A 16,932-nucleotide genomic window follows, 5' to 3' on the forward strand; every position below is an offset into this window, starting at 1 on the left:
GGGAGTACCAGTGCAGAAGGCACAGCAGTTGTCACGGCGTCAGCTCCTGGCCGCCGCCGGTTTCGCCGGACTCGCCGCCCTCACCGGCTGCGGCGGCGGGGACGACGGCGGGGACGGCAAGGACCTCTCCAAGAAGCAGGACGGCGCGATGAAGGAGTACCGCGCCGGACAGCAGTTCAGGGCCACGAAGCCGCTCTCCTTCTCCCTGCTGCACAACAACAACCCGGTCTACCCGATGAAGAGCGGCTGGCTGTTCTGGAAGGAGGTCACCCGGCGCACCGGGATCACCCTCAAGCCGCTCGACGTCCCGCTGGCGGACTACGAGAAGAAGCGCAGCGTCCTCATCGGCGCCGGCGACGCCCCCTTCCTCATCCCCAAGACGTACCACCCGGGCGAGGTCGCCTTCGTCTCCTCGGGCGCGATCCTGCCGGTCAGCGAGTACGTGCACCTGATGCCCAACTTCCGGGAGAAGGTGCGCAAGTGGCGCCTGGAGCCCGAACTGGACTCCATACGCCAGTCCGACGGCAAGTACTACCTGCTGCCGGGCCTGCACGAGAAGGCCAAGTCCACCTACTCGATGGCCCTGCGCACCGACGTCCTCGACCGCCTGGGCCTCGCCCTGCCGGAGACCTGGGACCAGGTCTACGACGTCCTCACGGCCCTGAGGTCCGAGTACCCCGGCACGTACCCCTGGAGCGACCGCTGGAGCACCAACACCCCCTTCCCGTGCGGGGCGTTGTTCAGCTATCTCGGGCAGGCCTACGGGATCAAGGCGGGCTGGACGTTCGACACCACCACCTTCGACAGCAAGGCGAAGCAGTTCGTCTTCACCGGTGCCATGGACACCTGGCGTCAGATGGTCGAGTTCATGCGGAAGCTGGTCGCCGAGAAGCTCCTCGACCCGGAGAGCTTCACCCAGCAGGACGACCAGGCCCTGCAGAAGCTGCTCGCCGAGAAGTCCTATGTGATCAGCGCCAACCCGCAGGTGCTGGTCCAGGAGTACCGGTTCAACCTGGAGAAGCAGGTCAAGGGCGCCACGATCGAGATGCTGCCGGTGCCGCTCGGCCCGGCCGGTCCGGTGGTGCTCGACGGCGCGCGGCTGGAGAACGGGATCATGATCTCCAGCAAGGCCCTCAAGAGCGACAGCTTCGTGGCGATGATGCAGTTCGTGGACTGGCTCTGGTACTCCGACGAAGGCCAGAAGTTCTGCAAGTGGGGTGTGGAGGGCACCACCTACACGGAGTCCGGCGGCCGGTACCGGCTGAAGCCCGGCATCTCCCTCATGGGCTCCGACCCGGGCGCCCCGAAGGACCTCCAGAAGGACTTCGGCTTCTTCAACGGCGTCTTCACCTACGGCGGCAGCTGGGACCTGGTCTCCTCCAACTTCAGCCCCGACGAGAAGAAGTTTCAGGACGCCATGGCCCAGCGCACCCAGCTGCCCATCGCCCCGGCACACCCGCTTCAGTCCGTGGAGCAGGAGCAGGCGACCCTCTGGGAGACCCCGCTCAAGGACCACGTCATCCAGAACACCCTGAAGTTCGTCCTGGGCAAACGCCCGCTGTCCGAATGGGACGCGTACGTCTCCGAGTTGAAGTCGAAGAACATGCAGCAGTTCGTCGACCTGCACAACACGGCGTACGACCGGTTCCAGAAGGAGAACGGGTGATGCCGCGGCTGCCGGGAAGGGGCCCGCGATGAGCGCGCCCGCCACCGCCTTCGGCGCCGGCCCCCTCTCCCGGGCCGCCGCCCTCCTGCACACCCTGGTCACCGTCGAGGCGCTCCTACTGCTCACCGCCGCCCCCGGCCTGACCGGCCTGTTCCTGCTCGGGCCCGCCCCCGCCAACCTCCCCCTCGCGGCCTGCTGCCTGCTTCCGCTCGGCCCGGCCTGCTCCGCCGCCCTCTACGCCCTGCACCACCGCGACCGCGACCTCACCGACCTGCACCCGGCCCGCGCGTACCGGCGCGGCTGGCGGCTCAACGCCCTGCCCGCCCTGACGCTCTGGGCGCCGCTGCTCGGCTGGCTCACGGTCATCGCCTTCACCCTCACCCACTTCTCCGCGACCGGGCTGCCCGGCTGGTGGGCGGTCCTGCTCGCGGCGATCGGCCTGGGCTCCCTCCTGTGGGGCGCCCACGCGCTCGTCCTGACCTCCCTCTTCAGCTTCCGCACCCGCGACACCGCCCGCCTCGCCGCGTACTTCCTCGTGCGGCACCCCCGCGCCGACCTCGCCGCCGCCTCGCTGCTCGTCCTGACCGCCGCGGGGACGGCCCTGTGCACGGAGGCCCTGCCCGCCCTGCTGGCCACCCCGCTGCTGCTGTCCCTGCTGCACGGCAGCCGCGCGGTGATCGCCGAGACCCGGGAGGACTTCACCGCATGACCGGCACGGTCCGGTGCGGCGGCGACCACGACCCCGAGCGCGTTCAGTGGATGCGGCGCCCGTGTGCGTCGGGCGCCCCCGACTTCCGGAAGAAGTAGCTGTTCACCTGGTCACGCCACTCGCGGGCGCCGCGGAGCTGCTCCTCGTACCGCTCCGCCACCCGCGCGTGGCACCCGTCGTCGACGAGACCCGCCAGCGAGGCCCACACCGTCCGGGCCTTCTCCACCTCCTCGACCCCCTCGAAGTGGGTGTCGTAGATGTGCTGGATCACGGTCTTCCCGCTGTGCAGCACATGCCCGTACGGCACGTGGTGGAAGAACAGCAGCAGCTCGTCGGGGCAGGTCCGCGGCGACTCGTACACCTCGGCCCAGGAGGGGCCGTACTGCGCCGCGTACCCCGTGCCGGTCGCCGCGCTCCGGTCGACGCCGACGCCGTCCCGGTCGGCGAAGTGGTAGGTCCCCCAGGGGCTGTACTCGTAGCCGTCGACGCTCGGCCCGTAGTGGTGACCGGGCTGCACCATGAACCCGACCCCGAGCGGCGCGGTGTACTTCTCGTACGTGCGCCACGACTCCTGCATCACCGAGCGCACCCCCGCGGCCGCCGGTGCCGGGAAGGTGAGCCGGATCCACTCGTCGAGGATCGCGGCCGGGTCCGCCTCGGGCTGCCAGGCGAGCCGTCCGACGGTGTAGAGGTTCGCCTGGGCCAGCGGGTGACCGGTCCAGAACGGGTCGTCGCCGACGTTGGAGACGGCGACCAGGGCGTCCGCGAGCTCCGCCACCGCCGCCCCCTCGGGCCGGAACCGCAGCACCTCGCTCCACATCGGTCCGAGCCAGCACACGTGCCGCTGCTGCCCGGTGTACTCCTGGGTGGCCTGGAGCTCCACCGCCAGCCGCGTGCCCGGCATCGCGCCGATCAGGGGGGAGACCGGCTCGCGCACCTGGAAGTCCATCGGCCCGTGCTTGACCTGGAGCACCGCGTTCGGCGCGAACTCCCCGTCCAGCGGCACGAAATGGTCGTACGCGGCGCGCGCCCGGTCCGTCGTCCGGTCCCGCCAGTCCTGGCGGTGGTCGTAGACGAAGGCGCGCCAGTGGACGGTGCCGCCGTGCGGTTCGAGGGCCGCGGCCAGCATGTTGGCGCCCTCGGCGTGCGTACGCCCGTACGCGAACGGCCCCGGCTGCCCCTCGGAATCGGCCTTCACCACGTAACCGCCGAAGTCCGGTATCGCCGCGTACACCCGTGCGGTCGCCTCCGCCCACCAGGCGCGCACCTTCGGGTCCAGCGGATCGGCGGTGGCGAGTCCGCCGAGCAGCACCGGCGCGGCGAAGGTGACCGACAGATGGGTCCGGATGCCGTACGCCCTGAACTGCGCGGCGATCGCGGCGACTTCGCCGATCCGGTCGGTCAGCAGGCGCGCCTCGACCGCGTGCACGTTGACGTTGTTCACGGCCACGGCGTTGATCCCGCAGGACGCGAGCAGCCTGGCGTACGCCCGCACCCGCTCCAGCTCCCCGCGCGCCCGCCCGTCCGCCCAGAACAGCGACCCACCCGCGTACCCGCGCTCCACCTGGCCCATGACCGGGTGCACGGCCACGTTGTCCCAGTGGTCCAGCATGCGCAGCGCCAACCCGGGCCGATGCGACTGTCGGGCGCAGGAACCCTCGAACGCCGCCTTCCCGAGCCGTACGACATGGAAGAAGCCGTGGAGGAGCCCGGGCCCGCCGCTCGCCGTGACGGTCGTGCGGCCGTCACGGCGCTCGTAGGTGAACGCCTCGCCGCCGTCGTCGCCGGTCAGCTCCAGCACCAGGTCGGCGTCGCCGTCCCCCGCGACGCCGCCCCCGAACCGGGCGCGGGCCCGGTCCACTTCGTGGCGCACCGTCTCCACCAGCGGCCCGGTCCCGCGCACGAGGGTCCGCCGGGTGCCGACCTGCCGGAACGCCCCGTCCGGCAGCCAGGCGGCGTCGACACCCTGCATGAGACCCCAACTCCTCGGTTCAGGCCAGCAGTTCGACCTCCGACACGGTCGCCTCGCCGTCCAGGACGAGGCGGTACCTCTCGTACGTACCCGGTGTCCCCACCGTGAACGCGCGTGTCTGCCTGTCCCAGGCGAACCGTTCACCGGACCGCCTGTCCACGGTCCGCCACGAGGTCCCGTCGGCCGATCCCTGGAGCTCCCAGCCCGTGGGCGCCTTCGCCCGGTCGGCGGGTGAGGTGAGGGTGTACTGCACGGCCTCGACGCCCTTGGTCACCGGCAACTCGACCTCCGACAGGATGACTTCGGTCGCCGAGGTGTCGTCGAAGAGGCCGCCCGGACCCTTCAGCACGTCCGCGCGGGGCGTCGGCACCTCGTCGTCCTGGGTGATCGACACCGGTGCCGCGTTCTTGCCCGTGCCCCAGGAAGAGGGCCGGGGACCCATGTCGAAGGTCAGCGTCGCGCCCTTGGCGAGCAGCGAGTGCGGGAGCGAAGTGGACGTCCAGGTCTTCCCGTTGACCTTCAGGCCCTGAACGTACACGTTGCGCGCGCTGTTCTTCGGCGCCCTCACCACCAGGTCCCGTCCGTTCTCCAGATGCACGGTCGCCTTGGTGAACAGCGGTGATCCGACGGCGTACTCCCCGCTGCCCATCACCAGCGGATAGAAGCCCAGCGCGGAGAAGAGGAACCAGGCCGACTGCTCGCCGTTGTCCTCGTCGCCGTGGTAGCCCTGCCCGATCTCACTACCGGTGTACAGCCGGGACAGCACCTCACGGACGGTGCGCTGAGTCTTCCACGGCTGCCCGGCCGCGTCGTACATGTACGTCACGTGGTGCGCGACCTGGTTGGAGTGCCCGTACATGCCCATCCGGACGTCCCGTGCCTCCGTCATCTCGTGGATGACGCCGCCGTAGGAGCCGACGAAGTCCGGCGAGGCGGTCTCCGGGGTGGCGAAGTACTCGTCGAGCTTGTCGGCGAGCCCGCGCCGGCCGCCGTAGAGGTTGGCCAGGCCCCGGCTGTCCTGGGCGGCGGTGAAGGCGTACCCCCAGCCGTTGGTCTCCGTGTAGTCGTAGCCCCACACGCGCGGGTCGTACGTCGCGGAGTCCACGCGCCAGTCACCGGCACGGTCGCGCCCCTGGAAGAACCCGGCCCGGGAGTCGAAGAGGTTCACGTACTGCTGGGCCCGGTTGAGGAAGTACGCCGACTCCTCCCGGTATCGCTTCTCGCCCGTCCTCGCGTAGAGCGCCTGTCCCATCCGCGCGACGCCGTAGTCGTTGAGGTAGCCCTCCAGCGCCCACGACAGGCCCTCGTGCGTCTCGGTGCTCGTGTAGCCGAGGAAGGGCGAGGCCTCCATGCCCTTGCGGCCCACGCCCGGCGTCGGCGGCACGACCGTCGCGTTCTTCACGGCCGCCTCGTAGGCGGATCCCGCGTCGAGGTCGACCCCCTTGACGTATGCGTCCGCGAAGGCGACGTCCGAGGAGGTGCCGGTCATCAGGTCCGCGTAACCGGGGGAGGACCAGCGCGAGGTCCAGCCGCCGTCCTTGTACTGCTGGACGAAACCGTCGGCTAGCTCGCCTGCCTGAGTGGGTGTCAGCAGCGAGTACGCCGGCCAGGTGGTCCGATAGGTGTCCCAGAAGCCGTTGTTGACGTACACCTTGCCGTCCACGATCTTCGCGCCGGTGTGCGTCGGGGTGTCGGGTCCGGGCATCGGCGAGAAGGGCGAGGCGTACCGGTAGGTGGAACCCACCTTCTCGAAACCGGAGTTGGGGTACAGATAGAGCCGGTACAGGCTGGAGTAGAGCGTGGTGAGCTGCTCCGGTGTCGCGCCCTCGACCTCGACCGTGCCGAGCAGCCGGTCCCACTGGCGTTGGGCACGGTCCCGGACGGTCTCGAAGGAGGTGCCGTCCGGGATCTCCTGCCGCAGGTTCTCCCGGGCCTGGTCGACGCTGATGAGCGAGGTCGCCAGGCGCAGGGTCACGGTGGGGGCGTCGAACCGCAGGTAGCCCTTCACCCCCTGCGCCCCGCCGTCCTTCACGGGCCGGTCGAAGACCCCGTACACGAACAGCCTGGTCGCGCCCGTCGAGAGCCCGGACTTCACGTCCGAGTAGCCGGTCACCACCCCGTTCGCCTGGTCCAGCGTCAGCCCCGCCTGGTCCGTGACGTTGTCGAACAGGACGCTCGCCCGGTCGCCCGGGTAGGTGAAGCGCAGCGCCGCCGCGTGGTCGGTCGGCGCCATCTCCGCCTTCAGCCCGTTCTCGAAGCGCACCCCGTAGTAGTACGGCCGCGCGGTCTCGTTCTCGTGCCGGAAGGCCAGCTCCCGCGCCTGGCGCCCGGTGTCCGGGACACCGGCGGCCACCGAGGGCATCACCTGGAAGGTCTGCCGGTCGCCCATCCAGGGGCTGGGCTCATGGCTCGCGCTGAACGCCTGGATCGTCGGCAGGTTGTCGTCGTTGTTGGCCCGCGCGTAGTCGTACAGCCAGCTGAGCGAACCGGCGTCGGTCACCGGCGTCCAGAAGTTGAAGCCATGCGGCACGGCGGCCGCGGGAAAGGTGTTCCCGCGGGAGAAGGCACCGCTGGAGTGGGTGCCGCGGGTGGTCAGCGCGTAGTCGGAGAGATGGGCCTTCGGCTTCTCGGGGGCCACCGGCTCGATCCGTACGTCGTCCAGCCAGCCGCGGAACCTCGCCGGCCCGCTCGGGGCGTCGTAGGCCACCAGGATCCGGTCGACGGTCTTCCCGGCCGCCACCGAGCCGATCCGCGAGGCGACGTCGTTCCACTGGTTGACGTACAGCACCTTCGCGGCGCCCTGCCCGCGCGGGGACAGCTCGAAGCCGTGCTGGTCCCGGGCGCCGAGCGCGCTCAGATAGGTGCCGTCGGTGAAGGCGAGGTCCACGGCCACGTTGGTCGCCGCGTAGTCCAGGTCGCCGTCCGCCATCGACGGGAAGACGCGGTAGGAGAGCCGGGTGTCCCGGACGACGGCCACGTCGACGTCGTAGACCTTGTTGTACGAGTACGCCCGCCCGGGGGCCGTGTGCCGTCCCGCGTACCGCAGCGCCCGCTTCCCGGTGAAGCCGGCCCGCGCCTTGGCGGTGGGGGAGCCGTTGGGGCCGCGGTCGACCAGCGAGAGCATCTCCGGTGGGACCGGGCCCTCGCCGTCGCCGGTGGAGAACTGGACGTCGGCGAGCTGGAGGAGGCCGTCGGCGCCGTTGTTCGCGGTGACGTCGAGGCGGAAGTGCTGGTACCCGGCCGGGTCCGCGAGCTGGTACGACCTGGTCTGGAAGCGTTCGGCGAAGGATTCCCCGGCGCGGGTGTCGAGGGTCTTCCACTCCTTGCCGTCGGCCGAGCCCTTCAGGGTCCAGTCCCGGGGGTCCCGTTCGGCGTGGTCGTTGGCGGAGGTGAGGGCGTACGTCGCGACCTTCACCGGTTTGTCCAGGTCGAACTCCACCCAGCCCGTGGTCTCGAAGGCCAGCCACTTGGTGCCGGGCTCGCCGTCGGTGAGGTTCTCCTTCACCTCGCCGCCGCCCGTGTTCTCGGCGCTCGCGCGGACGTCGGTGACATGGTCGGTCACGTTGCCGGGGATGCCGGTGCTGTAGCCGCCGTCGACGCCCGAGGAGCGCTCCACGGTGTTGAGCCAGTCCGGTGGCGGGTCGTCCGCCTCGAAGGAGGACGCGAACGCCCGGCCCCGGTCGGGGGCCTCCGGCAGTGCCGTCGCCGCCCCCTGTGCACTCGTCGCCAAAGCGAAGGCGGCCGTGAGAACGACCGCCGAACACCGTCTGTGCCGCATGCGTCAGCACCCTCCTGCCATCGCGGACAACGTTGTCAACTTCGATGCGCAAGGATCAGTTGTGTCTCAAGTGGTCAAGGATGTCAAGGGCGTTGGCTGTGGCATTCGGGCGCAATGACACGTGTTTTTCCGTCAGGGAACGCACAGGCCGTACATATTTCCGCCAGGTCTCAACTCGGAAAAGACCCATGGCCAACCTTGCATTCGATCTTGCTCCCTTGGCGGGAAGTGGACTATACCTGTCGGCGATTCACCGCACTTCCTGCACGACCCAGCGTGACCCGATCGCGGTGCCGGGGAGGATCCGGTTCACCGCCTGAGTCCTGGAGAAGGCGAGGACTTGAGCATGGGATCCACTTCCGCCGAGAACACCGAAAGCTCTGTAGGCCGCCGCGATCTGATCAAGCGGTCCGCCGCCCTCGGTCTGATCACCGTCCCCACCATGAGCTTCCTGTCCGCCTGCGCCAGCGGTGGCGGGGACGACAGTTCCGACAACGACACCGAGGGCAAGACGTCCAAGGACAATCCCTTCGGCGTCAAGAAGGGCAGCAAGCTCGACGTCGTCATCTTCAAGGGCGGCTACGGCGACGACTACGCCAAGGCGTGGGAGGCGAGCTTCCAGAAGAAGTGGGGGGTCACCTCCACCCACACCGGCACCCAGGAGATCACCGGCAAGCTCCAGCCGCGCTTCAACGCGGGCAACCCGCCGGACATCGTGGACGACTCGGGCGCCCAGCAGATCCCGATCGACGTGCTCCACAAGAACGGCCAGCTGCTCGACCTCGCGGAGGTCCTCGACGCCCCGTCGGTCGACGACCCGGCCAAGAAGGTCCGCGACACCCTCGTCCCCGGCACCCTCGAATCGGGCATGCAGGGCGGCAAGGTCGTCGCCCTGAACTACATCTACACGGTGTGGGGCCTGTGGTACTCCGGCAAGCTCTTCAAGGACAAGGGCTGGACCGAGCCCAAGACCTGGGACGACTTCCTCGCCATCTGCAAGGACGCCAAGTCCCAGGGCATCGGCGGCCTCGCCCACCAGGGCAAGTACCCGTACTACATCAACGTCGCGATCATGGACCTCATCGCCAAGACCGGCGGCCTGGAGGCCATGAAGGCGATCGACAACCTCGAGCCCAACGCGTTCGTCGGCTCCGACGCCGCCGCGGCCGCCGTCGAGGCGGTCTACGAGCTCGTGGAGAAGGGCTACTTGATGCCCGGCACCAACGGCCTGACGCACACCGAGTCCCAGACCCGGTGGAACCAGTACAAGGCGGTCTTCATCACCAGCGGCTCCTGGCTGGAGAACGAGCAGCTGAAGACGACACCGTCCGACTTCGACATGAAGTTCCTGCCGATGCCGCTGCTGCCCGACAGCAAGCTGCCCTTCGAGGCGATCCGGGCCGGCTCCGGTGAGCCCTTCATCATCCCGTCCAAGGCCAAGAACCTCCCCGCGGCCAAGGAGTTCATGCGGATGATGCTCTCCAAGGAGTGGTCGACGTCGTTCGCCAAGGAGGCGAACTCGCTGACCATCCTCAAGGACGGCGTCGACACCGGCGTCCAGCTGCGCCCGGGCACCCAGTCCACGGTCGAGGCGTCCAAGGCGGCCGGGGAGAACACCTTCCGCTTCCTGTACACGGAGTGGTACAGCGAGATGGGGACGGCCATCGAGAACGCCTCCAACGAGCTGATGGCCAAGCGCATCCAGCCCAAGGAGTGGCTGAAGCGGGCCCAGGCCGCCGTGGACAAGCAGGCCAAGGACCCGGAGTCCAAGAAGAACCACCGGGACTGATCCCGCGAGGCCGACCGCGTTCCGGGCCGGAGGGATCCGGCCCGGAACGGGACATCAGGGGCAGGAAAACGCCATGCGCAAAGGGCAGTACCGGTTCGTCGCGGGATTTCTGTTCGCTCCCGTGGCGCTCTATGTGATCTTCGTGATCTGGCCGTACATCCAGACGTTCGGCTATTCGCTGACCGACTGGAAGGGACAGTCGCAGACCTTCCATTTCGTCGGCCTGGACAACTACAAGGCGCTGTTCCAGGACGACATCTTCATGGGGGCCATCTGGCACAACATCCTGTTCCTGATCTTCATCCCCGTGGTCACCATTCTGCTCGCGCTGTTCTTCGCCTTCATGCTGAACGTCGGCGGGCGCAGCCGGGCCGGCGGAGTCACGGGTGTCGCCGGGTCCAAGTACTACAAAGTCGTCTACTTCTTCCCGCAGGTGCTGTCGCTGGCGATCATGGCGGTGCTGTTCGGCGCCGTCTACCGCAGTGACGGCGGTGGCATGCTCAACGGCGCCCTCATCAAGCTGGGTCTGGTCAGTGCGGATGCTCCCGTGGAGTGGCTCAACGAGCCGAACATGGTGATCTGGGCCCTGCTCGCGGTCGTCGTCTGGCACGGGGTCGGCTTCTACCTGGTGCTGTTCTCCGCCGCCATGCAGTCCATCCCGAAGGACATCTACGAGGCCGCGCTCATCGACGGCGCCGGCCGCGGGCAGTCCTTCTTCCGGATCACGCTGCCCCTGCTGTGGGAGTCCGTGCAGACCGCCTGGGTCTATCTCGGCATCGCCGCGATGGACATGTTCATCCTCGTCTCCACGATGACCTCCGGCGACTACGGAGGCGGCCCCGACCACCACAGCGAGGTCATGGCGACCGTGATGATGCGCAACTTCCTGCTGTACGGGAAGAGCGGGTACGCCTGCGCCATGGGCGTGGTCATGCTCGTCCTCACCCTGATCGTGTCCGTGTTCACGCTGCGCGCGACCCGCCGCGACCGCGTCGAGTTCTGAGCGGGGAGAGAAGGCGACCCATGAGCGCACCCCTCAAGGAGACCTCCGCCGCGGGCGGCTCGGTCCCGGCCCCGCCCCCGGTCGGCAAGGTCCCGGCCCGCCCGGACGACCAGCGTGGTGAAGGCCTCGTCCTGAACGTCTTCTCGCACGGCTTCCTCGCCCTGTGGGCGCTGCTGATCGTGCTGCCCCTGCTGTGGCTGGTCCTGAGCTCCTTCAGGACCGACGCCCAGATCGGCGGTTCGGCCTTCGGCTGGCCGCAGAACTGGTCGCTGGACGTCTTCTCCCGCGCCTGGGACAAGGGCATCGGCGACTACTTCGTCAACACCGTCATCGTGCTGGTCTTCTCGGTGCCGCTGACGATGCTGCTCGGCTCGATGGCGGCGTACGTGCTGGCCCGCTACGAGTTCTGGGGCAACCGGCTGCTGTACTACTTCTTCGTGGCCGGCGCGATGTTCCCGGTGTTCCTGGCCCTGGTCCCGCTCTTCTTCATGGTCAAACGGCTGGACATGCTGAACACCTACCAGGGTCTGATCCTGGTGTACGTCGCCTACTCGATGCCGTTCACGGTCTTCTTCATGCACTCCTTCTTCCGGACCCTGCCGACCGCGGTCTTCGAGGCGGCGATCCTGGACGGGGCCTCGCACACCCGGACGTTCTTCCAGGTGATGCTGCCGATGGCGAAGGCGGGCCTGCTGAGCGTCGGCATCTTCAACACCCTCGGCCAGTGGAACCAGTTCATCCTGCCGACGGTCCTGATGCAGCCGCAGAGCGGGGACGACCCCGAGCGCTACGTCCTCACCCAGGGGCTCATCCAGCTCCAGCAGCAGCAGGGGTACGCCTCCGACCTGCCCGTGCTGTTCGCCGGCGTGACCATCGCCATGATCCCGATGCTGGTGGTGTACCTGTCCTTCCAGCGCCAGGTGCAGGCGGGCCTGACATCGGCGACCCTGAAGTGAGGCGCCCGTAGCGGAAGTGAAGCGCCCGTAGCGCTGCGAAACCGGTCGTGCGCACGCCGTTCCCCGCGTCGGGAGCGGCGTACGCCCGCGTGCCCGGCGCCGCGGATACTGTTCAACCTCTTGACGGAAGGCGACCCGAACGGCTCAGCTTAGAGTTCACTAGTTGGACATTCACGGGGCCTCATAGAAGCGGTCCCGCGCGCAGGAGGTCGTCGTGGAGACTCCGGGGTCGCAGTCGTCGCTGCACCGAGCCAACCTGGAACGGGTCGTCCGGGCCGTCCGGCTGGCCGGGTCGCTCACCCAGGCGGAGATCGCCCGGAGCACGGGGCTGTCCGCCGCGACCGTCTCCAACATCGTCCGCGAGCTCAAGGACGGCGGAACCGTCGAGGTCACGCCCACGTCGGCGGGCGGCAGGCGGGCCCGCAGCGTGTCGCTGAGCGGTGACGCCGGCATCGTCATAGGCGTCGACTTCGGGCATACGCACCTGCGGGTCGCCGTCGGCAACCTCGCCCATCAGGTCCTGGCCGAGGAGTCCGAGCCACTGGACGTGGACGCCTCCTCGACCCAGGGGTTCGACCGGGCGGAAGAGCTGGTCAACCGCCTGATCGCGGCCACCGGCGTCGACCGGTCCAAGATCGCCGGGGTGGGTCTCGGCGTCCCCGGCCCGATCGATCTGGAGTCCGGCTCGCTGGGCTCCTCCGCGATCCTGCCGGGCTGGATCGGCACCAAGCCCGCCGAAGAGCTGGGCGGCCGTCTGGGCGTCCCCGTGCACGTCGACAACGACGCCAACCTGGGCGCCCTCGGCGAGATGGTGTGGGGCGCAGGGCGGGGGGCCAGGGACCTGGCGTACATCAAGGTCGCCAGCGGTGTCGGCGCCGGACTGGTCATCAACGGCAAGATCTACCGGGGCCCGGGTGGCACAGCGGGAGAAATCGGGCATATTACTCTTGATGAATCCGGCCCGGTCTGCCGCTGTGGAAACCGTGGCTGCCTGGAGACCTTCGCGGCCGCGCGCTATGTGCTGCCGCTCCTCCAGTCCAGTCACGGCACCGATCTGACGATGGAAGGTGTGGTGCGGCTGGCCAGGGACGGAGACCCGGGCTGTCGTCGGGTGATCGCCGACGTCGGCCGCCACATCGGCAGTGGAGTCGCCAATCTCTGCAATCTCCTGAACCCGAGCAGGGTGGTCCTCGGCGGTGATCTCGCGGAGGCCGGTGAGCTGGTGCTCGGGCCCATCAGGGAGTCTGTCGGCCGCTATGCGATCCCGAGCGCGGCGCGTCAACTGTCCGTTCTCCCCGGGGCACTTGGGGGTCGTGCGGAGGTGCTCGGAGCACTCGCTCTCGCACTCAGCGAGATGGGTGATTCGACCCTTTTGGACGGCACGCTGCACGGTGCGGCGCCTGCCTTCACTTAGAGAACGAAACGCGCCGTTGCCAAGCCGTTAAGTATTTACTTCTTGACGTCGCACGTGTGGCCGAGTTGACTTCCAGCCACCTCGGCCGCAACGACGCGGCCTCGTCAGGGAGGTTTCTGAAGTGAACACGCTTATGCGTCGTGCGGCCGTACCCGTTCTGGTCTCGGCTCTCGCCCTCACGGCCGCCGCTTGCGGCAAGGCCGGGGACGACGACAACGACAGCGGCAGCTCCGACTCCGGCAACAAGTCGATCGGTCTGCTCCTGCCCGACAGCGTCACCACGCGCTACGAGCAGTTCGACCGTCCGTTCTTCGAGGACAAGGTCAAGGAGCTCTGCTCCGACTGCAAGGTCTCCTACGCCAACGCCGGAGCCGACGCCGCCAAGCAGGCCCAGCAGGTCAGCACCATGGTCACCAAGGGCGTGAAGGTCATCGTGATCTCCGCCCAGGACTCGGCGGCCATCAAGTCCTCGATCGACGCCGCGACCAAGAAGGGCGTCAAGGTCATCGCGTACGACCGTCTGGCCCAGGGCCCGGTCTCCGCGTACGTCTCCTTCGACAACGAGAAGGTCGGCCAGCTCCAGGGCCAGGCCCTGCTCGACGCCCTCGGCGACAAGGCGACCCCGAAGTCCAACGTCGTCATGATCAACGGTGACGACGCCGACCCGAACGCCGCGCTGTTCAAGAAGGGCGCCCACAGCGTCCTCGACGGCAAGGTCAAGATCGCCTACGAGCAGTCCGGCCTGTGGAAGGACTCGGTCGCCGCGCAGAAGATGTCCGCGGCCATCACCCAGCTCGGCAAGAAGAACATCGCCGGTGTCTACGCCGCCAACGACGGCATGGCCGGTGGTATCGCCAACACCCTCAAGGGCGCCGGCATCTCCGGGATCCCGCTGACGGGTCAGGACGCCGAGCTCGCCGGTATCCAGCGCATCGTCGCCGGTACCCAGTCCAGCACGGTCTACAAGGCCTTCAAGCCGGAGGCGGACGCCGCCGCCCAGCTCGCGGTCAACCTGGTCGAGGGCAAGAGCATCGACGACCTCGCCACCCAGACCCTGACCAACGGCTCGGGGAACAAGGTGCCCTCGCAGCTGCTGACCCCGGTCTCCGTCACCGTCGACAACATCAAGGACACGGTGATCAAGGACAAGCTGTACACCGTGGACCAGATCTGCGCCGGCGAGTACGCCGCCGCGTGCAAGAAGGCCGGTCTGAAGTAACCCCCGCCCCCGGGGCGTGCCGTCCGCACGGCGCGCCCCCGCGGCAGGCAGAAGCCTGTCCGGCGCCCGTCCCACCCTCCAACCCCGCTGTGGGACGGGCGCCGGACGGAAGCATGTCGCACGCGGCCGTTGCCAGGACGCCACGACCGCGCGCATGTTCATCCAGTAAATCCGTGCTCTGAGCACGCCCCTCCGCGCCTTACCCCAAGCGCGGCATCCCCGCCGGTCAGGCGGCGAAGGAGATGGTTCACGTGTCCGCTACGCCCGTGCTGGCGTTGCGCGGAGTCTCCAAGCGATTCGGTGCGGTGCAAGCCCTCACCGATGTCGAACTGGAGGTCCACGCCGGAGAAGTGGTCGCCCTGGTCGGCGACAACGGCGCCGGAAAGTCGACGCTGGTCAAGACGATCGCCGGCGTCCACCCCATCGATGAGGGCGTCATCGAGTGGGACGGCACCCCGGTCAGCATCAACAAGCCGCACGACGCCCAGGGACTCGGCGTCGCGACGGTCTACCAGGACCTCGCCCTGTGCGACAACCTGGACGTCGTCGGCAACCTCTACCTCGGACGCGAGCTGCTGCACCGCGGCGTCATCGACGAGGTCACGATGGAGCAGAAGGCCCGCGAGCTGCTGTCCACGCTCTCCATCCGCATTCCCAGCGTGCGCATCCCGATCGCGAGCCTCTCCGGTGGCCAGCGCCAGGTCGTGGCCATCGCCCGCGCCCTGATCGGTGACCCCAAGGTCGTCATCCTCGACGAGCCCACCGCGGCCCTCGGCGTCGAGCAGACCGCGCAGGTCCTCGACCTGGTCGAGCGGCTGCGCGAGCGCAACCTGGGCGTCATCCTCATCAGCCACAACATGGCCGACGTGAAGGCAGTCGCCGACACCGTCGCCGTGCTGCGCCTGGGTAAGAACAACGGTTCCTTCTCGGTGAAGGACACCACCCACGAAGAGATCATCGCCGCCATCACGGGCGCCACGGACAACGCCGTGACCCGTCGTGCGGGGCGTCGCAGCACGGAGGCGGCAAAGTGAGCGACACGTCGAAGGTAGACAAGACGCAGGGCGTGGTCGAGGAACAGACCACGGTGGCCCCCGCCGACGACCCCACGGCCGCCCCGGTCTCCGTCGTCGACCCTCGTCTGCTCATCCGCGAGGAGGGCCTCAAGGGCTACTGGACCGAGTTCAAGCGCAAGGTCAAGGGCGGTGAGCTCGGCTCGCTGCCGGTCGTCGTCGGCCTGATCGTCATCTGGACGATCTTCCAGCTGAAGAACGACCTGTTCCTGAGCGCGGACAACCTGTCCAACATCAGCTACTTCCTGTCGGCCACCGGCATGCTCGCCATCGGCCTGGTGTTCGTGCTGCTGCTCGGCGAGATCGATCTGTCCGTCGGCTCGGTCAGCGGTCTGGCGTCCACGATCTTCGCGGTGTTCGTGGTCAACCACGGCATGGGCCAGTGGCTGGCCCTCGTCCTGGCCGTCCTGACCGGTATCGGCATCGGCATCCTGCACGGCTGGTTCTTCGCCAAGATCGGTGTGCCGGCGTTCGTCGTCACCCTGGCCGGCTTCCTCGGCTGGAACGGTCTGATGCTGTGGCTGCTCGGTGACAGCGGCACGATCAACATCCCGGCCGACAGCGGCCCGATCAAGCTGCTGGGCCAGAGCTCGTTCTTCATGGACCAGGCCATCGTCGGCGCCTACCTGCTCGCTGGTCTCGGCGTGGCGTCCATGCTCGTGGGCTCCCTGATGGACCAGCGCCGCCGCAAGGCCGCGGGTGTGCCGTTCCGGCCGACCAGCGAGATCCTGCTGCGCGTCGGCCTGCTCGCCGTGGCGTCCTTCGCCGCCGCGGCCGTGCTGAACAACGCCGCGGGTGTCTCCAACTCGCTGGTGCTCTTCCTCGCCGCGCTGGTGATCGTGGACTTCGTGCTCCGCCGCACCACGTTCGGCCGCAAGGTCTTCGCGGTCGGCGGCGGCATCGAGGCCGCCCGGCGCGCCGGTATCAACGTGGCGGCGATCCGGATCTCCGTGTTCGCCATCGCGGGTGGCTTCGCGGCCATCGGCGGTATGTTCTTCGCCGGTCAGACGGCGTCCGCGACGCTGAACGCCGGTGGCGGCAACACCCTGATGCTGGCCATCGCGGCCGCGGTCATCGGTGGTACGTCGCTGTTCGGCGGTCGTGGCTCGGTGTGGTCCGCGCTGCTGGGCATGCTGGTCATCCAGTCGATCCAGACCGGTCTGGACCTGCTGAACATGAACACCTCGATCCAGTACATGATCACCGGTGGTGTCCTGCTCGGCGCGGTCGTCATCGACTCGGTCTCCCGCCGGAGCCAGAAGGCCGCCGGACGCGGCTGACACCCCTCGGGGCACGACGGAGCCCGGCACCGCCACGGTGCCGGGCTCTTTCATGTCGTAAGAACTGGTGATC

The 16,932-nt window shown here is 68.6% G+C and carries 11 protein-coding genes; 9 read left to right on the top strand and 2 right to left on the bottom strand.

Features of this window, described 5'->3' with window-relative positions; genetic code table 11:
• The first annotated feature begins 10 nt into the window (after positions 1-10).
• Together ACH41F_RS08070 and ACH41F_RS08075 are read left to right on the top strand one after the other, a co-directional pair.
• Positions 11-1,666: an extracellular solute-binding protein gene (locus ACH41F_RS08070; RefSeq protein WP_398833849.1), complete on the top strand. Its 1,656-nt coding sequence runs from the start codon at positions 11-13 to the stop codon at positions 1,664-1,666.
• Between the two features lie 28 nt (positions 1,667-1,694).
• Positions 1,695-2,375: a hypothetical protein gene (locus tag ACH41F_RS08075; RefSeq protein WP_391233792.1), complete on the top strand. Its 681-nt coding sequence runs from the start codon at positions 1,695-1,697 to the stop codon at positions 2,373-2,375.
• 43 nt (positions 2,376-2,418) lie between these two features.
• On the opposite strand, the gene ACH41F_RS08080 is transcribed toward ACH41F_RS08075, so the two are convergent.
• A complete protein-coding gene (locus tag ACH41F_RS08080) occupies positions 2,419-4,347 on the bottom strand; it encodes an alpha-glucuronidase (protein ID WP_398833851.1) in 1,929 nt (642 codons plus the stop codon).
• 19 nt (positions 4,348-4,366) lie between these two features.
• Entirely contained in the window at positions 4,367-8,125 is a 3,759-nt protein-coding gene (locus tag ACH41F_RS08085; RefSeq protein ID WP_398833853.1) for a GH92 family glycosyl hydrolase, read from the bottom strand.
• Between the two features lie 346 nt (positions 8,126-8,471).
• Here ACH41F_RS08085 and ngcE point away from each other — a divergent pair, with 346 nt between their 5' ends.
• The 7 genes from ngcE to ACH41F_RS08120 all read left to right on the top strand — a co-directional run bounded on the left by ngcE (position 8,472) and on the right by ACH41F_RS08120 (position 16,859).
• A complete protein-coding gene (gene ngcE / locus ACH41F_RS08090) occupies positions 8,472-9,914 on the top strand; it encodes an N-acetylglucosamine/diacetylchitobiose ABC transporter substrate-binding protein (protein WP_391233795.1) in 1,443 nt (480 codons plus the stop codon).
• Positions 9,915-9,987: 73 nt separating this feature from the next.
• Entirely contained in the window at positions 9,988-10,917 is a 930-nt protein-coding gene (locus ACH41F_RS08095; protein ID WP_398833855.1) for a carbohydrate ABC transporter permease, read from the top strand.
• A 20-nt stretch (positions 10,918-10,937) separates the two neighbouring features.
• On the top strand, positions 10,938-11,873 hold the full coding sequence (locus ACH41F_RS08100; protein ID WP_391233797.1) for an ABC transporter permease subunit: 936 nt from the start codon (positions 10,938-10,940) through the stop codon (positions 11,871-11,873).
• Between the two features lie 214 nt (positions 11,874-12,087).
• Entirely contained in the window at positions 12,088-13,287 is a 1,200-nt protein-coding gene (locus tag ACH41F_RS08105; protein WP_391233798.1) for an ROK family protein, read from the top strand.
• Positions 13,288-13,420: 133 nt separating this feature from the next.
• Positions 13,421-14,506 (top strand): substrate-binding domain-containing protein, encoded by a 1,086-nt coding sequence (locus ACH41F_RS08110; RefSeq protein ID WP_391233999.1) that lies wholly within the window; start codon positions 13,421-13,423, stop codon positions 14,504-14,506.
• 242 nt (positions 14,507-14,748) lie between these two features.
• Entirely contained in the window at positions 14,749-15,540 is a 792-nt protein-coding gene (locus tag ACH41F_RS08115; protein WP_391233799.1) for an ATP-binding cassette domain-containing protein, read from the top strand.
• Complete coding sequence (locus ACH41F_RS08120) at positions 15,537-16,859, top strand: sugar ABC transporter permease (RefSeq protein WP_398833858.1); 1,323 nt, start codon at positions 15,537-15,539, stop codon at positions 16,857-16,859. The genes ACH41F_RS08115 and ACH41F_RS08120 overlap by 4 nt, the downstream gene beginning before the upstream one ends.
• The last annotated feature ends 73 nt before the right edge of the window (positions 16,860-16,932 follow it).

The organism is Streptomyces sp. NPDC020489 (genome assembly GCF_044386545.1).
GTDB lineage: Bacteria > Actinomycetota > Actinomycetes > Streptomycetales > Streptomycetaceae > Streptomyces.

Bases quoted from the DNA above. Each gene is read 5' to 3' on its own strand.
- ngcE (WP_391233795.1), top strand. From the start codon at position 8,472: ATGGGATCCACTTCCGCCGAGAACACCGAAAGCTCTGTAGGCCGCCGC.
- ACH41F_RS08100 (WP_391233797.1), top strand. From the start codon at position 10,938: ATGAGCGCACCCCTCAAGGAGACCTCCGCCGCGGGCGGCTCGGTCCCG.
- ACH41F_RS08115 (WP_391233799.1), top strand. From the start codon at position 14,749: ATGGTTCACGTGTCCGCTACGCCCGTGCTGGCGTTGCGCGGAGTCTCC.
- ACH41F_RS08085 (WP_398833853.1), bottom strand. From the start codon at position 8,125: ATGCGGCACAGACGGTGTTCGGCGGTCGTTCTCACGGCCGCCTTCGCT.
- ACH41F_RS08075 (WP_391233792.1), top strand. From the start codon at position 1,695: ATGAGCGCGCCCGCCACCGCCTTCGGCGCCGGCCCCCTCTCCCGGGCC.
- ACH41F_RS08110 (WP_391233999.1), top strand. From the start codon at position 13,421: ATGCGTCGTGCGGCCGTACCCGTTCTGGTCTCGGCTCTCGCCCTCACG.
- ACH41F_RS08095 (WP_398833855.1), top strand. From the start codon at position 9,988: ATGCGCAAAGGGCAGTACCGGTTCGTCGCGGGATTTCTGTTCGCTCCC.
- ACH41F_RS08080 (WP_398833851.1), bottom strand. From the start codon at position 4,347: ATGCAGGGTGTCGACGCCGCCTGGCTGCCGGACGGGGCGTTCCGGCAG.